The sequence below is a fragment of the Pseudomonas haemolytica genome, from assembly GCF_009659625.1.
GTDB classification, from domain to species: Bacteria; Pseudomonadota; Gammaproteobacteria; order Pseudomonadales; family Pseudomonadaceae; genus Aquipseudomonas; species Aquipseudomonas haemolytica.
The window spans coordinates 681784-698163 of record NZ_VOIW01000001.1; the positions used below are offsets into that span (position 1 = coordinate 681784).

General features: G+C 60.2%; 18 protein-coding genes. 10 read left to right on the forward strand and 8 right to left on the reverse strand.

The features are described from left to right. Positions 1–6: 6 nt before the first annotated feature. Positions 7–903, reverse strand: coding sequence for a LysR substrate-binding domain-containing protein (locus tag FRT59_RS03080; protein ID WP_153870366.1), 897 nt, complete (start codon positions 901–903; stop codon positions 7–9). A 109-nt stretch (positions 904–1012) separates the two neighbouring features. Here FRT59_RS03080 and FRT59_RS03085 point away from each other — a divergent pair, with 109 nt between their 5' ends. From FRT59_RS03085 to rpoS, 8 genes are all read left to right on the forward strand, one after another. Next, the gene (locus tag FRT59_RS03085; protein ID WP_034118469.1) at positions 1013–2125 is read left to right on the forward strand and encodes an S-(hydroxymethyl)glutathione dehydrogenase/class III alcohol dehydrogenase; all 1113 of its coding nucleotides are present in this window, start codon (positions 1013–1015) and stop codon (positions 2123–2125) included. A gap of 2 nt (positions 2126–2127) precedes the next feature. Continuing rightward, positions 2128–2979, forward strand: coding sequence for an S-formylglutathione hydrolase (gene fghA, locus FRT59_RS03090; protein WP_198809573.1), 852 nt, complete (start codon positions 2128–2130; stop codon positions 2977–2979). Positions 2980–3033: 54 nt separating this feature from the next. After that, on the forward strand, positions 3034–3507 hold the full coding sequence (gene ispF / locus FRT59_RS03095; protein ID WP_034118472.1) for a 2-C-methyl-D-erythritol 2,4-cyclodiphosphate synthase: 474 nt from the start codon (positions 3034–3036) through the stop codon (positions 3505–3507). Next, positions 3504–4562 carry a tRNA pseudouridine(13) synthase TruD gene (gene truD, locus FRT59_RS03100; RefSeq protein WP_153870367.1) on the forward strand — a complete coding sequence of 353 codons (1059 nt, stop codon included), beginning with the start codon at positions 3504–3506 and terminating at the stop codon, positions 4560–4562. The genes ispF and truD overlap by 4 nt, the downstream gene beginning before the upstream one ends. Continuing rightward, entirely contained in the window at positions 4550–5299 is a 750-nt protein-coding gene (surE, locus tag FRT59_RS03105; protein WP_153837624.1) for a 5'/3'-nucleotidase SurE, read from the forward strand. The genes truD and surE overlap by 13 nt, the downstream gene beginning before the upstream one ends. Before the next feature lie 41 nt (positions 5300–5340). Continuing rightward, positions 5341–5976, forward strand: coding sequence for a protein-L-isoaspartate(D-aspartate) O-methyltransferase (locus FRT59_RS03110; protein ID WP_198809603.1), 636 nt, complete (start codon positions 5341–5343; stop codon positions 5974–5976). Between the two features lie 209 nt (positions 5977–6185). Then, positions 6186–7016, forward strand: coding sequence for a peptidoglycan DD-metalloendopeptidase family protein (locus FRT59_RS03115; protein WP_034118476.1), 831 nt, complete (start codon positions 6186–6188; stop codon positions 7014–7016). 106 nt (positions 7017–7122) lie between these two features. Beyond that, positions 7123–8130, forward strand: coding sequence for an RNA polymerase sigma factor RpoS (gene rpoS / locus FRT59_RS03120; protein WP_034118477.1), 1008 nt, complete (start codon positions 7123–7125; stop codon positions 8128–8130). A 210-nt stretch (positions 8131–8340) separates the two neighbouring features. Here rpoS and FRT59_RS03125 read toward each other — a convergent pair whose 3' ends face one another. After that, positions 8341–8550 carry a cold-shock protein gene (locus FRT59_RS03125; RefSeq protein ID WP_002554837.1) on the reverse strand — a complete coding sequence of 70 codons (210 nt, stop codon included), beginning with the start codon at positions 8548–8550 and terminating at the stop codon, positions 8341–8343. Between the two features lie 388 nt (positions 8551–8938). Here FRT59_RS03125 and dcd point away from each other — a divergent pair, with 388 nt between their 5' ends. Continuing rightward, on the forward strand, positions 8939–9505 hold the full coding sequence (gene dcd / locus FRT59_RS03130) for a dCTP deaminase (protein ID WP_003189215.1): 567 nt from the start codon (positions 8939–8941) through the stop codon (positions 9503–9505). A gap of 108 nt (positions 9506–9613) precedes the next feature. Continuing rightward, positions 9614–9814 carry a hypothetical protein gene (locus FRT59_RS03135; RefSeq protein ID WP_032877358.1) on the forward strand — a complete coding sequence of 67 codons (201 nt, stop codon included), beginning with the start codon at positions 9614–9616 and terminating at the stop codon, positions 9812–9814. 23 nt (positions 9815–9837) lie between these two features. Here FRT59_RS03135 and pdeM read toward each other — a convergent pair whose 3' ends face one another. From pdeM to FRT59_RS03165, 6 genes are read right to left on the reverse strand one after another with little or no spacing between them, the layout of a single operon-like run. Further along, a complete protein-coding gene (pdeM, locus tag FRT59_RS03140) occupies positions 9838–10488 on the reverse strand; it encodes a ligase-associated DNA damage response endonuclease PdeM (RefSeq protein ID WP_034118478.1) in 651 nt (216 codons plus the stop codon). Beyond that, positions 10488–12968 (reverse strand): ligase-associated DNA damage response DEXH box helicase, encoded by a 2481-nt coding sequence (locus FRT59_RS03145; RefSeq protein WP_153870368.1) that lies wholly within the window; start codon positions 12966–12968, stop codon positions 10488–10490. Before FRT59_RS03145 ends, pdeM begins: the two co-directional genes overlap by 1 nt. Positions 12969–13025: 57 nt before the next feature. Further along, the gene (locus tag FRT59_RS03150) at positions 13026–13790 is read right to left on the reverse strand and encodes an ABC transporter ATP-binding protein (RefSeq protein WP_034118480.1); all 765 of its coding nucleotides are present in this window, start codon (positions 13788–13790) and stop codon (positions 13026–13028) included. Between the two features lie 13 nt (positions 13791–13803). Beyond that, positions 13804–14922 carry a succinylglutamate desuccinylase/aspartoacylase family protein gene (locus tag FRT59_RS03155; RefSeq protein ID WP_153870369.1) on the reverse strand — a complete coding sequence of 373 codons (1119 nt, stop codon included), beginning with the start codon at positions 14920–14922 and terminating at the stop codon, positions 13804–13806. A gap of 9 nt (positions 14923–14931) precedes the next feature. Then, entirely contained in the window at positions 14932–15642 is a 711-nt protein-coding gene (locus FRT59_RS03160; protein WP_034118482.1) for an ABC transporter permease, read from the reverse strand. Further along, positions 15639–16367, reverse strand: a complete 729-nt coding sequence (locus FRT59_RS03165) for an ABC transporter permease (RefSeq protein WP_034118483.1) — start codon at positions 16365–16367, stop codon at positions 15639–15641. The genes FRT59_RS03160 and FRT59_RS03165 overlap by 4 nt, the downstream gene beginning before the upstream one ends. Between the last annotated feature and the right edge of the window lie 13 nt (positions 16368–16380).

Below are 16380 nucleotides of genomic sequence, written 5' to 3' on the forward strand. Positions count from 1 at the left end.
CATTGATTACCGGCTGTACTCCGGCCGCTCAGCCAACCCCTCCTTCAAGTAATCCACCAACTTCCTGACCTTCGGTGACAAATGCCGCTGCTGTGGATACAGCGCCCACACCGCGGTATTGGGCGGTTGGTGGGCCTCGAGCAACGACACCAGCGTGCCTTTGTGCAAATGCTCCAGCACGTAATAGTCCGGCAGTTGGCATAAACCAACGCCTTGCAGCGCTGCGTCCAGCACCGCTTGCCCACTGTTGCAGCGCCAGTTGCCCTGCACGCGCTGGGAAAACTCCCGCCCATCCTGGGCCAGTTGCCAGATATCCGAGCTGCCGATCAGGCAGTTATGCCGGCTCAGCTCCGACAAACTATGCGGCCGACCATAGCGTTCGAGGTAGGAGGGTGACGCGCACAGGTACATGCGCCGAGGCGCCAGGCGGCTGGCGACCATGCGCGAGTCTTGCAGGCGCCCCAGGCGGATGGCCAGGTCGAGGCCTTCATGGACCAGGTCCAGCGGGCGATTGGTCAGCTCGATATCCACGCGCAATTGCGGATAGAGCGCCATGAACCGCGTGACCAAAGGCACGATAAAACGTTCGCCGTACGCCACGGCGCAGGTCATGCGCAACATGCCCTTGGGTTCGCTGGTGAGGTCGCCCACCGCACGCAAGGCTTCTTCACGACCGTCCTGCAGGCGTTGGCAGTGTTGCAGGAACGTCTGGCCCGCTTCGGTCAATGTGACCTTTCGCGTACTGCGGTACAGCAATCGGGTTTGCAGGCGTTCTTCCAGGCGCGCCACCTGCCGGCTGATGTGGGAGGACGATACCCCCAGCCGCTCGGCCGCTGCTGTGAATTGGCTGCATTCGGCGACCGCGACAAACTCATCGATGCCTTCCCAGCGGTTCTCCAGCATGTTGATTGTCCCCATATAGCAATAATGTTTTGCTTTTGCCCGGATTATTCATCACCTGGCTATGTTTTACACTGACGGTCTTAGTTTTTAACCCGATGGAGAAACCCGGATGATCAAGTCCCGCGCTGCCGTAGCCTTCGAGGCCAAGAAGCCTCTTGAGATTGTTGAAGTGGATGTCGCCATGCCCAAGGCCGGCGAGGTGCTGCTGCGGGTGGTAGCGTCCGGCGTGTGCCATACCGACGCCTACACATTGTCGGGCGCAGACCCGGAAGGCATTTTCCCTTCGATCCTTGGCCACGAAGGCGGTGCAGTGGTGGAAGCCATCGGCGAGGGCGTGACCTCGGTAGCCGTCGGCGACCATGTGATCCCGCTGTACACCCCGGAATGTGGCAAGTGTAAATTCTGCCTGTCGGGCAAGACCAACCTGTGCCAGGCCATTCGTTCCACCCAGGGCAAGGGCTTGATGCCGGATGGCACCACGCGTTTCTCCTACAAAGGTCAGCCGATCTTCCACTACATGGGCACGTCGACGTTCTCCGAGTACACCGTACTGCCGGAAATCTCCGTGGCCAGGATTCCTAAAGAAGCGCCGCTGGAGAAAGTCTGCCTGCTCGGTTGCGGCGTCACCACCGGCATTGGCGCGGTGATCAACACCGCCAAGGTCAAGCCAGGCGACACCGTAGCGATCTTCGGTCTCGGTGGCATTGGCCTGTCGGCGGTGATCGGTGCGGTCAAGGCCAAGGCCGGCCGCATCATCGCCATTGATATCAACCCGGCCAAGTTCGAAATCGCCAAGCAACTGGGCGCCACCGATTGCATCAACCCGAAAGACTACGATCGCCCAATCCAGGACGTGATTGTCGACCTGACCGATGGCGGCGTGGATTTTTCCTTCGAGTGCATCGGCAATGTGCAACTGATGCGTGCGGCCCTTGAGTGCTGCCACAAAGGCTGGGGCGAATCGGTGATCATCGGTGTTGCCGGTGCTGGCCAGGAGATCGCCACGCGTCCGTTCCAACTGGTCACCGGGCGCGTCTGGCGCGGTTCGGCGTTTGGTGGCGTGCGTGGTCGTACGGAGTTGCCAAGCTATGTGGAAATGGCCCAGACCGGCGAAATTCCACTGGATACCTTCATCACCCACACCATGGGTCTGGAAGATATCAACAAAGCGTTTGACCTGATGCATGAAGGCAAGAGCATTCGTACCGTCATTCACTTCTGAGGTTGGCCATGAGTCTGGAAAACCTGTCATGCCAGAAGAGCTTCGGCGGCTGGCATAAACGCTACAAGCATCATTCCGATGTGCTCGGTTGCGACATGACCTTCGCCGTCTACCTGCCGCCGCAAGCGGAGCAGGGCGGCAAGTTGCCGGTGCTGTACTGGCTGTCCGGCTTGACCTGCACCGATGAGAACTTCATGCAGAAGGCCGCAGCCCAGCGCATGGCTGCCGAGCTGGGCTTGATCATCGTGGCGCCGGACACCAGCCCCCGTGGCCCTGGTGTGCCGGACGATCCGGATAACGCCTGGGACTTCGGCCTCGGTGCCGGTTTCTATCTGAATGCCACCCAGGAGCCCTGGGCCAAGCACTACCGGATGCATGACTACGTGGTGCAGGAATTACCGGCATTGGTGGAGGCGCATTTCCCTGCGTCGGATAAACGTGGCATCAGCGGTCACTCCATGGGCGGGCACGGCGCGTTGGTCTGTGCGTTGCGCAACCCTGGGCGTTACCAGTCGGTATCGGCGTTTTCGCCGATCAACAATCCGATGGACTGCCCGTGGGGTCAGAAAGCCTTTTCCCGTTACCTGGGCGAAGAGCGTTCGAAGTGGCGTGAGTGGGACGCCTGCGTACTGATCAGCGAAGCCTCGGAAAAGCTGCCGCTGCTGGTGGACCAGGGTGATCGCGACGATTTTCTCACGGTTCAGCTCAAGCCTGAGGCCCTGATGCAAGCGGCCAAGGCAGCCGGCCACCCGCTGGAACTGCGCCTGCAGCCCGGCTATGACCACAGCTACTTCTTTATCGCCAGCTTCATCGAAGACCATTTGCGACATCATGGTCGTGCTTTGCTCGGTTAATGTGCGGCAAAAGTAGGTAGAATCACGCCCTGAATTAAATCGGGGCGTTTTTTTATGCGTATTGGCCACGGCTACGATGTGCACCGTTTCGCTGAAGGCGATTTCATCACCTTGGGCGGCGTGCGCATTGCACACCACCATGGGTTGCTGGCTCATTCCGACGGCGACGTTGTCTTGCATGCCTTGAGCGATGCGTTGCTCGGTGCGGCGGCATTGGGGGACATCGGCAAGCACTTTCCGGATACCGATCCCACCTTCAAAGGTGCGGACAGCCGTGTGTTGTTGCGCCATGTGGTCGGCTTGATCCATGCCAAAGGCTGGAGGGTCGGTAACGTCGATAACACCATCGTGGCCCAGGCGCCGAAAATGGCCCCGCATATCGAAGCGATGCGTGCGCTGATCGCCGCAGACCTGCAAATTGAATTGGATCAAGTCAACGTGAAAGCCACCACCACCGAAAAGCTCGGGTTTACCGGTCGTGAAGAGGGCATCGCGGTGCACTCCGTCGCCTTGTTGCTGCGCGCATGAACGACCTGCAACTGCTGGGCCCACGGGCCTACGGCGAGGCCCTGGGCAGCGCAGTGCTGAAGGCTACGGCCGAAGACTTCCAGGTTGATGAAGTGCTGGACATCCCGCTGACCGGCGAGGGCGAGCACCTGTGGCTGTGGGTGGAAAAGCGCGGCTTGAATACCGAAGAGGCTGCACGGCGTATCGCCAAGGCCGCCGGCGTGCCGTTGCGCACCGTCAGCTATGCCGGGCTCAAGGACCGCCAGGCCCTGACCCGGCAATGGTTCAGCGTGCAACTGCCCGGCAAGGCCGACCCGGACATGAGCGGTGCGGAAAACGATACCCTCAAGATCCTGAAAACCGCCCGTCATAAGCGCAAGTTGCAGCGTGGCGCCCATTCGGCCAACGGCTTCACCTTGCGCCTGACCCAGCTGGCCGGCGACACCGCCGCCATCGACGCGCGTTTGCAGTTGATCGCTCAGCACGGCATACCCAATTATTTCGGCGCCCAGCGTTTCGGCCACAACGGCGGTAATGTGGTGGATGCCCGCGAGTGGGCAGCGCGCAAGGCCCTGCCGGAGCAGCGCAATGTGCGCTCGCGGCTGTTGTCTACCGCCCGCAGCTACTTGTTCAATAAAGTGCTGGCGGCGCGTGTCGCCGACGGTTCCTGGCAGCGCGCCCAAGTGGGTGACCTGCTGGCTTTTACTGACAGTCGCAGTTTTTTTCCGGCCGGGGAGGCTGAATGCAGCGACCCGCGCCTGGCGATCCTGGACCTGCACCCGACCGGCCCGCAGTGGGGCGAGGGTGACTCGCCAGCGACAGGTCTTACACATGAACTGGAACAATCTGTCGCTGCCAGCGAGGCCGACCTGCGTGATTGGTTGGTGAATGCAGGTATGAGCCAGGAACGTCGCATTCTGCGACTGCCCATTGGCGGGTTGACGTGGCATTATCCCGAGCCTGACATTCTGCAATTGGAATTCGTCCTGCCGGCCGGATGCTTCGCCACTGTCTTGGTGCGCGAACTTGTTGATCTGGCGCCGGTGGGGCAGACGGACAGCCCATGCGTATTCTGATATCAAACGATGACGGTGCCACCGCGCCCGGTCTTGCCGCGCTCTATGCTGCGTTGCAAGATTACGCCGAGTGCGTGGTGGTTGCCCCCGACCAGGACAAGAGCGGCGCCAGCAGTTCGCTGACGCTCGACCGTCCACTGCACCCGCAGGTCCTGGCCAATGGCTTTATCAGCGTGAACGGCACCCCCACCGACTGCGTGCACCTGGCGATCAACAGTTTGCTGGAGCATGAGCCGGACCTGGTGGTTTCGGGTATCAACCTGGGCGCCAACCTGGGTGATGACGTGCTGTATTCCGGCACCGTGGCGGCGGCCCTTGAAGGGCGCTTTCTGGGTCGCACCGCGTTCGCTTTCTCCTTTGCCTCGCGCCAATTGGATAACCTGGCGACGGCGGCGTATTTCGCACGCAAGCTGGTGCAAGCTCATGGCTCCCTGGACCTGCCGCCGCGTACGGTACTCAACGTCAATATCCCCAACTTGCCCCTCGATCATATCCGCGGTATCCAGCTCACGCGCCTGGGCCATCGCGCCCGTGCGGCGGCGCCCCTGAAGGTGGTCGATCCGCGCGGCAAGGAAGGCTATTGGATTGCCGCAGCCGGTGACGCCGAGGATGGCGGAGAGGGCACGGACTTTCACGCGGTGATGCAAGGTTATGTGTCGATTACCCCGTTGCAGTTTGATCGCACCTTCAGTGATGCCTTCAGTGGTCTCGATGGCTGGCTGGAGGGTCTGCGTTGATGGCTCGTGAACAAGACGACCTGTTGCGCCGTGGCATCGGGATGACCTCCCAGCGCACACGGGAGCGATTGATCCAGCGCCTGTATGAAGAGGGCTTGTCCAACCCCCAGGTACTGGAAGTGATCCGGCGCACGCCGCGGCATCTGTTTGTCGATGAAGCCTTGGCGCACCGCGCCTATGAAGACACGGCGTTGCCCATCGGCCACAACCAGACTATCTCCCAGCCGTACATGGTTGCGCGCATGAGCGAGCTGCTGCTGGCGGCGGGGCCTTTGGACAAGGTGCTGGAAATCGGTACGGGTTCTGGCTACCAGACAGCCGTGCTGTCGCAATTGGTGGAGCGGGTGTTCTCGGTAGAGCGCATCAAGGTGCTGCAGGACCGGGCCAAGGAACGTCTGGTGGAGCTGAACCTGCGCAACGTGGTGTTTCGCTGGGGCGACGGCTGGGAAGGCTGGCCGGCGCTGGCGCCGTACAACGGCATCATCGTCACCGCGGTGGCCACTGATGTGCCGCAAGCCTTGCTGGATCAATTGGCACCTGGCGGGCGGCTGGTCATCCCGGTGGGCTCCGGCGAAGTGCAACAGTTGATGCTTATTATCCGTGAAGACGAAGGCTTTTCCCGGCATGTGCTCGGTGCCGTGCGATTCGTACCGTTGCTCAATGGTCCGTTGGCCTGATGATTTCTTCGCAAGCAGTGAATTCTGTTGGCGAGGATGTGTCTTACGGCGGGGTCTATTGAATCAACATGCTTGGCGGCCGGTATTAAACATGATGAATTTTTCGTTTCAGTCGTGTGCCGGTAAAAAGCCAACGCCCAGTTATACTTGCGTCATATTTCAAGCCTGATACAGGCGTTAACGTTCAGCCACCACAAAGGGAGCGGCGGGTGAGTCTCACAGGTCCTGCGCAGCGAATGAGTAAAACAAGCTTTCAGCGACTGGTGCTTGGCCTTGTCTTGAGTTCCTTATTGGCGGCCTGCTCGAGCACGCCATCGGGCGGTGCGCGGGTAGTTGACCGCGCAGCACCGCAAAGACCGACGGTGACCACCGGCCAATATGTGGTGCGCAAGGGCGACACACTGTTCTCGATCGCCTTCCGTTATGGCTGGGACTACAAAGCGCTGGCCGCCCGTAACAACATTCCTGTGCCTTATACGATACATCCCGGCCAGACTATCCGTTTCGATGGTCGCTCCGGTTCGGCATCTACGGCAGTTGTGACAAAATCGGGATCTTCGCCCTCGTCTTCGAGCAAAACTACCGTCATCACCCGGCCTGCAGGTAGCGCCGCGCCTACGGTTGCGGGCAAGCCGGCACCCGCGCCGCTGCCACCTGCGGGGCCTGCACCGACCGGTTGGGGGTGGCCTTCAAACGGAGTGTTAATTGGAAAATTCTCTTCAAACGGTAGTTTGAATAAAGGCATTGATATCGCCGGGGATTTGGGACAGCCTGTTTTAGCTGCGTCTGATGGGACAGTGGTGTACGCCGGGAGTGGTTTACGGGGCTACGGCGAGCTGGTCATCATCAAACACAGCGATACCTACGTCAGTGCCTACGGTCACAACCGCAGGTTGTTGGTTCGGGAGGGGCAGCAAGTCAAAGTCGGACAGACAATTGCCGAAATGGGGTCAACTGGTACAGACCGGGTGAAACTGCACTTTGAGATTCGCCGCCAAGGGAAACCTGTAGATCCGCTGCAATTCTTACCCCGTCGTTGATGTGTTGCACAGCCTGTTCCCTCACGTAGAAGGAACAGGCTCCAGCGTTGCCAAGGATAAAGGCGTCGCTTGAGCTTGAGGTCGAACTCACCAAAGGACTATAACAATGGCTCTCAGTAAAGAAGCGCCGGAGTTTGACATCGACGATGAGGTTCTCCTTATGGAGGCCAGTATCGATACGGATTCGATGTCAGATAATGAAGGAGCGGCACCACCTTCAGTTCGCACCAAATCCAAGAACTCCACCGCGTTAAAGCAACACAAGTACATTGATTACACGCGGGCGCTCGACGCGACTCAGCTGTACCTCAATGAAATCGGCTTTTCCCCTCTGTTGACCCCCGAAGAAGAAGTCCATTTTGCGCGTCTGTCGCAAAAGGGCGATCCGGCTGGGCGCAAACGCATGATTGAAAGCAACCTGCGCCTGGTGGTGAAAATCGCTCGACGCTACGTCAATCGTGGGTTATCCCTGCTGGACCTGATCGAGGAAGGCAACCTGGGCCTGATCCGGGCTGTGGAGAAGTTCGACCCTGAGCGGGGCTTCCGCTTCTCAACCTATGCCACCTGGTGGATCCGACAGACCATCGAGCGGGCGATCATGAATCAGACCCGTACGATCCGGCTGCCGATCCATGTGGTCAAGGAGCTCAACGTCTACCTGCGGGCAGCGCGTGAGCTCACTCAAAAACTCGATCATGAACCTTCGCCTGAAGAGATCGCCAACCTGCTGGAAAAACCGGTAGGGGAGGTCAAGCGCATGCTGGGCCTTAATGAGCGGGTATCTTCGGTCGATGTCTCGCTGGGACCGGATTCGGATAAAACCCTGCTGGACACCCTGACGGATGATCGTCCAACGGATCCTTGCGAACTGTTACAGGACGTTGATCTTTCCCAAAGTATTGACCAGTGGTTGTCAGAGCTTACGGACAAGCAGCGTGAGGTGGTGATTCGCCGCTTCGGCCTGCGCGGCCATGAGAGCAGCACCCTGGAGGATGTAGGTCTGGAGATCGGCCTGACCCGTGAGCGGGTGCGACAGATCCAGGTGGAGGGCCTCAAGCGCTTGCGTGAGATCCTCGAGAAGAATGGCTTGTCGAGCGAGTCGTTGTTCCAATAAGCGACGCAGCTTGAGTGCATGAATGTGGGAGGGGGCTTGCTCCCGATAGCGGTGTGTCAGTCAATCCAAATATCGACTGGTCCACCGCTATCGGGAGCAAGCCTCCTCCCACATTTTGCGTATGGCATTTTTATTTATGTATGACCAAATTCCAGGCATAAAAAAACCCCGCTTTTAAGGGCGGGGTTTTTTCGACTGAGTCAGTACAAGTTAGATAACTTGAACTTCTTCAGCTTGCATGCCTTTCTGACCGCGGGTAGCGATGAAAGAAACCTGTTGGCCTTCTTTCAGGCTTTTGAAGCCGTCGGATTGGATAGCTTTGAAGTGAACGAACAGGTCGTCACCGGATTGTGGAGTGATGAAGCCGAAGCCTTTTTCATCGTTGAACCACTTAACGGTACCAGTTTGGCGATTAGACATGGTGTAACTCCTTGAACAAAGTTAACTGCGACTCAGGAAAAGCCCTGGCCGAGACTGAGTGCAAAGAGCAGGAAAAATTCTTGGAGATGGTTGGATCGAAATTCAACATATCGTGTAGAGATTCTCAGTGACACAAGCAGCACAGTGGCGCCACCTTAACCCTTTTTCAGGAACGTGCCAATGGTATTTCCGAAGGTTTCTCTAATTTCGTGACTGACGGTGGTATTTACAGTCACCCTTGACGGTAACCCGGACACCGGCCCCGCTGGCTGCGGCTTATGGCGGGCCGTGCATTCAGCAAGAAAACCCCTGTGGCCTTTGAACCCCAGGGCCGGCCCCGGTAAGATGGCCCACAGATTTTTTCCACCTCGCTATTCAGGACACCGCCATGAGCATCAAATCGGACAAGTGGATTCGCCGCATGGCGCAGGAACACGGCATGATCGAGCCGTTCGTCGAGCGCCAGATTCGTGGCGAAGGCGATGAACGTGTCATTTCGTACGGCGTTTCCAGCTATGGCTACGATGTGCGTTGCGCCGATGAATTCAAGGTGTTCACCAACATCAATTCGGCGATCGTCGACCCGAAGAACTTCGACGAAAAAAGCTTCGTCGACGTCAAGAGCGACGTGTGCATCATCCCGCCAAACTCCTTTGCCCTGGCGCGTACTGTGGAATTCTTCCGTATTCCTCGCGACGTGTTGACCATTTGCCTGGGTAAAAGCACCTACGCGCGCTGCGGCATTATCGTCAACGTGACGCCGCTTGAACCGGAGTGGGAAGGCCACGTGACCCTGGAGTTTTCCAACACCACTACCTTGCCGGCGAAGATTTACGCCAACGAAGGCGTGGCACAGATGCTGTTCCTGCAGTCCGACGAGGCTTGTGAAGTGTCCTACAAAGACCGTGCAGGCAAGTATCAGGGCCAGCGTGGCGTCACTCTCCCACGCGCTTGATCGAAAGCTCCTACGGTCAAAGGGAATTAGTCTGCGGAAAGTGACTCTATCTAGGTGTACTGCCTCGGCGCGTGCAAAACGCGTCGGGCCACGCTTGAGGAGTACCTTATGAAGATCGACCCGCGAATCAGCGCAGAACTCGCCCGGCTTGAACCCAACCAGATTGGTGTTCTGGCCTGGTCCCTGATGGCCAACCCCGCTCACGCGGGCGGCATTCCCCCCGGCCAACCTGAGCCCGATTACCCACAGCCCACCGAACCAGGTGAGCCTACCCTGCCTGATGAGCCACCACCGGCACCTGTCGCCTGATATTCGGACGGCCGGTCAGCGCTTCACTGAATCGGCCAAACCCTGTGGTCGCCGATCACAAAGATTCGGTGATCATCATCCTGCTCCACGGCATAACCTCCCGTGAATGCGCCAAACGCCGGTAGCAGGCTGACCCGCTTACCCATCTGGAAGCACGGCAGGCGCAAGCGCTGACGGCCTTTGCCGCACAAGCGATACACCGGATGCACGTGCCCCGCCAATACATGGTGGCTAGGGTGAGCGTCGGGTTCGTGTTGCAAGGCGAAAGGGCCCATCAATAGCGGCTCCGGGACTACCTCAATTCTCAAGTCGTCCGGGGGATCGCCGGCGCGTTTATCGTGATTGCCGCGAATCAGGGTCAAGGCCAACTCGCCATTGCGTGCACGCCAGGCCCGGATCGCGCTGAGGGTGCTGCTGGCGTGAGAGCCTGGGCCATGCAGGAAGTCACCGAGAAAGATCAACTGCGCGCAAGGCAGCGCCGCCAATAGCCTGTCCAGGCGTTCCAGATTGGCCGTGGTGGTGCCCTGGGGCACAGGTTGTCCCAGGCTGCGATAGGCCGATGCTTTGCCAAAATGCGCATCGGCAATCAGCAGGCACTGACGAGCGGGCCAGTACAGCGCCTTGTCCGCCAATAACCACAGCTCTTCGCCCTCCAGTGTCAGTGTGCAATGCATCAACCTTTTCCTTTATCCGCGACTTTTTCCAGATCCTTGACCATTCGTGCAATGCGCTCCGAGAGTTTTTCCGAGCTCATGCTTTCGCGCATGCGCTCAACCAGCAGCGGGAAGGCTAGGGGCGTAGGTCGCTGAATCACGTGCAGGTCCAGCTTCAGCGCCGCTAAATGTCGTAATGTCTGTTCCAGCCTACGAATATCCAACTCATCACGCAGGACTTCTTCCCCGGCCTGGGCCAGCAACAGGTTCTGCGGGTCGTACTGTTTGAACACTTCAAAGAACAGGCCGCTGGAGGCTTGCACCTGCCGCGTGCTTTTCGGCGCGCCTGGATACCCGGCAAACACCAGCCCGGCGATCCGCGCAATCTCGCGAAAGCGGCGCAGGGCAAGCTCTCCGGCATTCAGGCTGGCGACCACGTCCGCCAGCAAGTGCTGCGGGCTCAGTAACGCCGCATTCAACAGCTGCGGCCAGTGCACCTCGGTAGCACTCAATAGCTCCAGGCCATAATCATTCACTGCAATCGAAAAGGTCAGCGGCTGCTGTTGGCTGACCCGCCACGCCAGCAAACTCGCCAGGCCCAGGTGTACCTGGCGCCCGGCGAATGGATACAGGAACAGGTGCCAGCCCTCCCGCGATTGCAGGGTTTCTGCCAGCAGATTCCCGCGTGTGGGCAGGCCGGACCAGCGCAGTTGGGTGCGCAATAACGGTTGTACCGCCTGCATCTCCGGGCCGTCGAAGTGCCCTTGCGCTGCGGCATCAAAACGTTCGACCACCGCCTGGGCCAGTTCATTGGAAAGTGGCATGCGCCCGCCATTCCAGCGTGGCACGGCGGCTTTTTTTGCGTTGCTGCGACGTACATAGGCGGTCATGTTTTCCACCCGTACAAGTTCCAGCAACCGCCCGGCGAACAGGAAGCCATCCCCGGGCTTGAGCCGTGCAATAAAGCCTTCTTCGACACTGCCCAGGTTCTTGCCGCCGCCGCCCTTGCTCCAGAACTTCAACTGGATGCTCGCGTCGCTGACGATGGTCCCCACGCTCATGCGATGGCGGCGCGCCAAGCGCGCATCCGGGACACGCCAGATACCGTGCTCGTCGGGCTCCACGCGGCGGTAATCCGGATAAGCGGTGAGTGACAGGCCACCATGGCGCACAAACCCCAAGGCCCAGGCCCAATCCGCTTCGGTGAGGTCGCGATAGGCCCAGGCGCCGCGCACTTCTGCCAGCAATGCATCCGGGGTAAACCCGCCGCCGAGGGCCATGCTGACCAGATGTTGTACGAGCACATCCAGCGGCTTGTGAGGCGATTCCCGCGCTTCGATGCGCCGCTGGGAAATTGCATCCTGGGCGGCTGCGGCTTCCACCAGTTCGAGACTGTGGGTCGGCACCAGTGTTACCCGTGATGGCCGCCCCGGCGCATGGCCGGAGCGCCCGGCGCGTTGCATCAGTCGCGCCACGCCCTTGGCGGAGCCAATCTGCAGCACCCGTTCCACTGGCAGGAAGTCGACTCCCAAGTCCAGGCTGGAGGTACACACCACCGCCTTGAGCTGGCCGTCTTTCAAGGCGCGCTCCACCCAGTCCCGGGTTTCCCGCGATAACGAACCGTGGTGCAGGGCAATCAATCCGGCCCAGTCCGGGCGGGCCTCCAGAATCGCCTGATACCAGATCTCCGATTGCGCCCGAGTATTGGTAAACACCAGGCAACTGCTGCTGGCCTCCACCTCGGCGACCACCTGCGGCAACATCTTCAAGCCAATATGCCCAGCCCAGGGAAAACGCTCGGTGACGGGCGGCAGCAAGGTGTCGACCTTCAGCTCCTTGGCCGTTTGCCCCTGTACATTGATCCCGCCACCCTGTGGCACCAGTACCTCCAGCGCGTGGGCCTGATTACCCAAGGTCGCCGAAATACCCCACACCATCAGCTCAGGATGCCAGCGCCGCAAGCGTGCAAGCGCCAGTTGCAACTGCACGCCACGCTTATTGCCGATCAGTTCGTGCCATTCATCCACGATCACCATGCGCAGGTGCGCCAGGCTCGTTTCACTGTCGGCCCGCGCCAGCATCAACGTCAGGCTTTCCGGAGTGGTGACCAATGCGGTGGGTTGACGACGTGTCTGGCGGGCGCGTTCGCTGCTGCTGGTGTCGCCGGTGCGCAGGCCCACGCTCCAGGGAATCTGCAGGGCGTCCAGCGGTGCCTGCAGGGCGCGTGCGGAGTCGGCGGCCAAGGCGCGCATGGGCGTGATCCACAACACGGTCAGCGGCTCAGCGGGTGGTTTGCGCTTGCCAGTGGCGGGCGGGCGAGTGATGGCGAAACGGTTGAGGGCGGCAAACCACAGGGCATAGGTTTTACCCGCACCGGTGCTGGCATGCAGTAACCCTGATTGGCCCGCCTTGACCGCTGCCCAGACGTCTTTCTGAAAGGCGAACGGTTTCCAGCCTTTGGCAGCAAACCATTGTTTTGCGAAGTCGTGGGTTTTTGCCATGCGGCAGCTGACGCTCTGGAGGCTCTATTGCAGAGACCCTCCAGACGTCGCAAAGGTTTATTTCAAATTGCCGCTCAGAAACTGCTGCAGACGCTCGCTTTTCGGATTGCCCAGCACATCCTCTGGCGTGCCTTGCTCTTCCACCAGGCCCTGGTGCAAGAACAACACCTGGCTGGAGACCTTGCGCGCAAAGCTCATCTCGTGGGTCACCATGATCATGGTGCGGCCTTCCTCGGCCAGGCCCTGGATCACCTTCAACACCTCACCCACCAGTTCCGGGTCGAGGGCCGAGGTGGGCTCATCGAACAGCATCACCTCCGGCTCCATCGCCAGGGCGCGGGCGATGGCCACGCGTTGCTGCTGGCCGCCGGACAGGAACGCCGGGTATTGATCGGCTACACGCGTCGGCAGCCCGACTTTGTCCAGGTAGCGGCGGGCGCGGTCTTCGGCGTCTTTCCTGCTGCAACCCAGAACCCGGCGCGGGGCCATGGTGATGTTTTCCAGCACGCTCATATGGCTCCACAGGTTGAAGTGCTGGAAAACCATCGCCAACCGTGTGCGCAAGCGTTGCAGCTCGGCGTCGTCGGCTACGCGCATGCCGTGGCGGTCACTGACCATGCGGATCGGTTGGCCATCCAGGGTCATGGCGCCATCGTCGGGGGTTTCCAGGAAGTTGATACAGCGCAGGAAGGTGCTCTTGCCGGAGCCGCTGGCGCCGATCAGGCTGATCACATCACCGGTCTTGGCCTTGAGCGACACGCCCTTGAGCACTTCATTGTCGCCATAGCTTTTATGCAGGCCTTCAACGGTCAGTTTGTACATGGGGCGTGCATCCTCAAGGCGAAAGTAGGTAGCCGCTGCGGTAGGCCTGTGAGCCGGCGACATGGCTGATCACCATTCCGGCAGTGGCCATGCGGCGCAGCGAACGGGCGTAAAGCAGGCCGGCGTGCCGACAGTGCACGGGCGTTACGCGGTCGGTAATGGGGTCGATGATTTCGGCGATCAATTGCCCGGCCTCCAGGTATTCACCCGGCAGGGCGCTGAACACCAGCAAGCCGCCCACTGGCGTGGTCACCGGCTCCACGCCCGCCAGCGGGGTGGCCGGGTAGGCCAGGGCGGGTAGGGGCGCCACGTCGCCGGTGATAGCGCCGAAGTGGGTCAGGTAATCGAGGATGGCCTGGCAGTCCAGCGCAGCGAGGCCATGGTTCACATCGCCCTGGCCGCGCAGTTCGACGGTCACCGAAAAGCTGCCCATGGCGATCGGGAAGCGCTCGCCAAAACGTTGCTGCAACTGCCACCACACCAGGGTGAAGCACTCATCAAAGGACTGCCCGCCGGAGTCGGTGGCCAGCAGGTTAGCCTCCGAGCCGAGATAACGCGCCAACGGTTCTACCCGCGGCCAGGCCTCGGGCGTGGTGTACAGGTGGGCCACGGCTTCGAAGTCGCAATGCAGGTCCAGCACCATGTCGGCATCACAGGCCAGGCGTTGCAGCACCAGGCGTTGGGATTGCAACTGGGTCTGGGCGGTCTGCGCGGCCAGGGCGCTGGACAGTGCGGTGCGGATCACGCGGGCATTGTGCTGGGGATCATCGCCCAGCAGGTCTTCGACCTGGTTACCGACGTCTTCGCTAAGGTCGACAAACAGGCGATTGAAGTTCTGCCCGCTTTCCAGCTCGTAGCGGCCCAGGGGAATATCCATAAGTACTTGTTCCAGGCCTACCGGGTTGGCGACAGGCACCAGCACGATTTCGCTGCGCAAGCGCCCGGCCGCCGCCAGCTCTGCCAGGCGCACCTTGAGGTGCCAGGCCACCAGCATGCCCGGCAGTTCATCGGCATGCAGTGAGGACTGGATGTAGATTTTGCCGCCGACCTGTTCCGGGCCGAAGTGAAAACTATGGATCTGCCGCGCCGTGCCTGGCACCGGCGCGATCAGGTCATGTTGCTGATGTCGCATGAAAGCTCCTTAGTGGCTCGGCCCGAGGAAGGCCAGCCAGCGGCGCTCCGCCAAGCGAAACAGGCCAACCAGGGCAAAGGTCACCGCCAGGTAGATCAGCGCGGCGATGCCGAATGATTGAAAGGTCATGAAGGTGGCGGAGTTGGCATCCCGGGCCACCTTGAGGATGTCCGGGATCGTTGCGGTAAACGCCACCGTGGTCGAGTGCAGCATCAGGATCACTTCGTTGCTGTAGTAGGGCAACGAGCGGCGCAGCGCCGACGGCATGATCACGTAGGTGTAAAGTTTCCAGCCGCTGAGGCCGTAAGCCTTGGCCGCCTCGACTTCGCCGTGCGCCATGCTGCGGATTGCCCCGGCGAAAATCTCCGTGGTGTAGGCGCAGGTGTTGAGGGCGAAGGCGAGGATGGTGCAGTTCATCGCGTCGCGAAAAAACGCATCCAGCAGCGGTTGTTCGCGCACCGCAGCGAGGCTGTAGATGCCGGTGTAGCAGATCAGCAACTGGATATAGAGCGGCGTGCCGCGAAACAGGTAGGTGTAGAACTGCACGGGCCAACGCACCAGGCGCTTGCGCGAGACGCGGGCGATGGACAGCGGGATCGAGACGAGAAAGCCGATGACGAGCGCGGCGCTGAGCAACCACATCGTCATGGCCAGGCCGGTGATGTGCTGGCCGTCGCTATAAAGGAACGGGCGCCAGTATTCCTGCAGAAGCTCGATCATCGCACTGCCTCCCGGGAGCCTGCAGAGTAGCGACGTTCAAGCCGGCGCAAGACAACGTTGGAAGCGCTGGTGATCAACAGGTAGATCAGCGCCGCGAGTACCAGGAAATAGAACAGTTGATAGGTGCTCTTGCCCGCATCCTGGGCGGCTTTTACCAGGTCCGCCAGGCCGATGATCGACACCAGCGCGGTGGCCTTGAGCATCACCATCCAGTTATTACCGATGCCCGGCAGGGCAAAGCGCATCATCTGCGGGAAAGTCACGTAGCGAAACCGCTGCCCGCGCTTGAGCCCGTAGGCGGTAGCGGCTTCCAGTTGGCCGCGTGGCACAGCGAGGATCGCGCCGCGAAACGTTTCGGTGAAATAGGCGCCGTAGATAAACCCCAGGGTGATCACCCCGGCACTGAAGGGGTCGATCTCGAGGTATTCCCACTCCATAAAGTCGGTCAGGCCAGTGAGCCAGGTTTGCAGGCTGTAGAAAATCAACAGCATCAGCACCAGGTCGGGCACCCCGCGAATCAACGTGGTGTAGAGCTGGGCGGGGATACGCAGGAACGGCAGGCTGGACAGTTTGGCACTGGCGCCGAGCAGGCCCAGCAAGACGCTGACGGCCAGGGACAGCACCGACAACTTGATGGTCATCCAGGTGCCTTGCAGCAACAGCGGACCGAAACCCTTCAAACTGAACGCGCTCAGCCCGAGGGTTTGCAACAGATCTTCGAACATAAATCAGGACCTA